This is a genomic window from Carboxylicivirga sediminis, from assembly GCF_018156225.1.
GTDB lineage: Bacteria > Bacteroidota > Bacteroidia > Bacteroidales > Marinilabiliaceae > Carboxylicivirga > Carboxylicivirga sediminis.
On record NZ_JAGTAR010000071.1, the window covers coordinates 1 to 3,547 of the forward strand.

The window sequence follows — 3,547 nt, forward strand, 5'->3', positions numbered from 1 at the left end:
AGTGAAACTCTAAGCTTTTCCTTAAATAATCGATTTACTGCTTTAAATTTCATCACCGTAGCTCGCTACGCTTCTGAAATTCGCATTGTAAATCAATTATTTAAGAAACTTTGAGCTTTGTAATTTTAATCGAACTCAGGTTAGTAGTATGATGTAACAAATGGCGGATGGTTGCGCTACAGGGTTATTTTTTTTGTTGAAGATTCAATAATAGACAGCTAAATTATTGACAGATAAATAGGTCATGACCACCACATCTTTAAAAAAATAATTTATGCTCCCGCTTAGGCGGAACACAAACTGTAAAGGCTTAACTAAACATCAGATATAACTAACGCTTGTGTCAATATTAACCAGAGTACGTCGTAAGATTTTGAACTCAGACCACTTAGAAATCATTAGAAACATGCATATACCCTGTTCTTGCTATTCCGCGAAAAATTGGATCAGCTCTCAATAGATTTTATTATGTCCTCGCATAAATTATCTCAGTCTTCGGGCAATATTCACACCTTCTCCGGTCACCTTTTTAGATTCCTCGTGTTCTTATTCTGACTTCCCGTGCAACACATAGCCGCTCTCAGGTACTATTTCAATGTTGTGTAGAAAACTAATAAAAGAATATTAATCACGCTTTCCAATATGATTGTCATAATTAATATAAAAAGCAACAAAATATCTTTCTAATTAAGTATATTCAAAGCTGTAATTAAGAGGAAGAGCTCATTCATATGTAACTGAGGAGGCGAAGCTGTTGATATACGCTACATAATTGTATCGGCTATTCCTTCATGTAATCCTGTTTTTGAATAATAAGTATTTTACCAGACTCAAGGGCAGGTGTGTATCCATAATCGTAGCAAAAGTAATACAGGTTACCTCCTTTACTTTTCCAGGAGTGAGTTAAATGTTTAAAATCCATTCCCAGTTTTATCAGAAACTCTTTCCGAACAGTTGCCTTACCTTGCGGGCAGGCTGTTCTTAGAGCACTTCTATTAGCTCTAAGTTGCTTATTGATGCCGCGGATATATGCTTCAGTTGATGCTGAGGTATGATTATGATAGGCGCTTTTACATTGAGAATCACAGAATTTTTTATCAATTCGCCCTCTTAGCTCTTCATTACAATATAAACAAGTTCTTTTCATGATGATTGGTATTGGTTTATTAAACGTTTATAAACGTATTTATACGTTTAATAAACCCTTAATGTACGCATTGTCATTAAATTGACAAAAAAGTACATATGCGACCTATCATCTATTTGAATCATCGTGTAAGCCAACATGGCGACTTATGTGTTTTGTTGTTTAAGAAAAATGATGCCGTCTTAAGACGAATCCAACAAAATGGCTGGATTAGATGGCAACCCGAATTAAGGGCTTATGCGGCTCCGTCAGGCGAAAACGCAATCGGCCATATAATTGATGTTTTTGAAGACATTGCAGAGGTCAATAGCTCGTATTTTCATGCCAGATTAAAAGAGAGCGCCGAGCAAGTGACGATTGGTGACACCCATTATTTTAAAGGAATACTGGAAAAGATTGAAAAAGTTGGTTCCATCACTTTAGTTCCGGTTAAGAATGATCAGGAACGGCTTATTGCTATCACCTTTAAAAATAACAAAAGCACGTTCAGGTTATTAAAAGCGTCAGAATACACGCACTGGCATAATGAATTAAGAAGTTTTGTAATAGCTCCCAAACGATGGACACTAATTAGGTTTCTGGAGGAAATATCAACAAGGCTGCGGGTGAAGATGCATAATGAGCTATCGATTGTAGATTATCGAATCATACAATTGCTTTTTGAGCAAGCCTACCAGAAAGACCTCTATTTCAAAAGTTGCCCCATTGAATTCATAAAATTTTATGCACCTGAAAGCATATAGTATGAATACCGTTAATACCTATTATTACTATGTACTCAGGCTACTCAACTGTTATCGGCAAAATAGTCTCGAACAAATCAATGCGTTCGACTCGGATGTCATCAACGATTATCACCAGAAAATGATTGGCGAAAAGTCATACTCTGAACAAACCATTAACCAAAGCATTAACGCTATCAAGTTGTATTACAACGGTTTTTTAAATAGAGAAATACAACTGGAACAGGTTGTTCGGCCGAAAGTTGGTAAAACATTGCCTAAGGTATGGAGTAAGGAGGAAATACAAAGTATACTCAATAGCATTAACAACATTAAACAGAAAACAATAATAGCATTGATTTATGGCAGTGGACTTCGAATTGGAGAGGCTTTAAGGTTGCGTATTGAAGATGTTGATTCGAAGCGGATGCGACTCAGAATATTAGGAGCTAAAGGCAAAAAGGACCGCTATACAATATTTGGCCAATATTCGTTGCAACTACTTAGGGAGTATTATAAGCAATATAAACCGAAGAAACTTCTTTTTGAAGGGCAGTTTGGTGGACAATATTCAACTACCAGTGTTAGCCGTATATTATTTAAGGCCATTAGCAGAAGCGGCGTCCCTAAGCGAGGAGGTTTGCATTCATTGAGGCACAGTTTTGCGACTCATCTGTTAGAATCAGGCACAGACCTTCGATATATCCAGGAATTATTAGGACATAATTCAAGTACAACTACTGAAATTTATACTTATGTCAGTAATAAGCATATTGAACGCATCAAAAGCCCAATTGACGAGTTTCTGGATTAAAAAAACTATTTTAAGCCAAATTATATAACGAGTGACAAACGAAATATATAGGTAACATAGGTGCAGATACAGAAAAGTTGGCAAGCATTCGCCCTTTAAACCCATGGTATTGATTTTAAAACAAGGTAATCAATACATTTTAAGTTTATTGATTTCTGAAGCTAACGTAGCAGATTGTCAATAACCACTGTTGTGTAATAGTAGGGGTTTGTAAGTTATTGAAATATAGGGCCTAGTTTTTACGTTAGTTAGAATACACTCAATATCAATTCAATAAATTTGAAAGTAGCATTAATAATAGTTTAACGCATTGAATACATGCACCAGAAAATACAAAATATAATTTTCAAAAAGTCAAAAGATAACTTATTGGGTCATCTTAAAACTGTTCTGTTTATAAGAGAAGGTTACTTTATAGGTTTTATTAATGAAAATAATTTCAAAATATGGAGGTATTCATATTGTTGGTCTGGTGCTTTTTACCCTGTACTAAATGGTAAAATTATTAACAGTAATGGAAAGCAGAAAATTCAACTAAGAACGAAGTTGAATAGTTTGGGAATGCTTATTCAAATATTAGTTTTGGCGGGAATAACATATTCATTGATACATATAGGTGTCTTTTCTTTAAAAGTAGTGCAAACAGATTGGATATTTCCTTTACTTGGAGTTGTTCTTATTCTTATATTTTTTGCTCCAATGAGGTTAGCGTATCTAAGTTCAAGGAAAAATGTCGTAAACGAATTTAAATCTATAATTAATAAAACGCTTGCCAATAACTAAGCGTTCTGGCTGGTTGAAAACCAGAGTCTGAACGCGGTGTTGCCGACAACCGGTTAGAAATCACTATCTATGGGGATTGAT

4 protein-coding genes are annotated in these 3,547 nt (G+C 35.0%); 3 read left to right on the forward strand and 1 reads right to left on the reverse strand.

The features are described from left to right. Nucleotides 1-781: 781 nt before the first annotated feature. Nucleotides 782-1,147, reverse strand: coding sequence for a hypothetical protein (locus KDU71_RS22505; protein WP_212193384.1), 366 nt, complete (start codon nt 1,145-1,147; stop codon nt 782-784). A 98-nt stretch (nt 1,148-1,245) separates the two neighbouring features. On the opposite strand from KDU71_RS22505, the gene KDU71_RS22510 reads away from it, so the two are divergent. From KDU71_RS22510 to KDU71_RS22520, 3 genes are all read left to right on the forward strand, one after another. Further along, nucleotides 1,246-1,890: a hypothetical protein gene (locus KDU71_RS22510; protein ID WP_212193385.1), complete on the forward strand. Its 645-nt coding sequence runs from the start codon at nt 1,246-1,248 to the stop codon at nt 1,888-1,890. After that, nucleotides 1,871-2,683, forward strand: a complete 813-nt coding sequence (locus tag KDU71_RS22515) for a tyrosine-type recombinase/integrase (protein ID WP_212193386.1) — start codon at nt 1,871-1,873, stop codon at nt 2,681-2,683. Before KDU71_RS22510 ends, KDU71_RS22515 begins: the two co-directional genes overlap by 20 nt. Before the next feature lie 318 nt (nt 2,684-3,001). Next, entirely contained in the window at nt 3,002-3,466 is a 465-nt protein-coding gene (locus KDU71_RS22520) for a hypothetical protein (protein ID WP_212193387.1), read from the forward strand. Nucleotides 3,467-3,547 lie beyond the last annotated feature (81 nt).

Coding starts and splice junctions, on each gene's coding strand:
- KDU71_RS22510 (WP_212193385.1), top strand. CDS start 1,246: ATGCGACCTATCATCTATTTGAATCATCGTGTAAGCCAACATGGCGAC.
- KDU71_RS22515 (WP_212193386.1), top strand. CDS start 1,871: ATGCACCTGAAAGCATATAGTATGAATACCGTTAATACCTATTATTAC.
- KDU71_RS22520 (WP_212193387.1), top strand. CDS start 3,002: ATGCACCAGAAAATACAAAATATAATTTTCAAAAAGTCAAAAGATAAC.
- KDU71_RS22505 (WP_212193384.1), bottom strand. CDS start 1,147: ATGAAAAGAACTTGTTTATATTGTAATGAAGAGCTAAGAGGGCGAATT.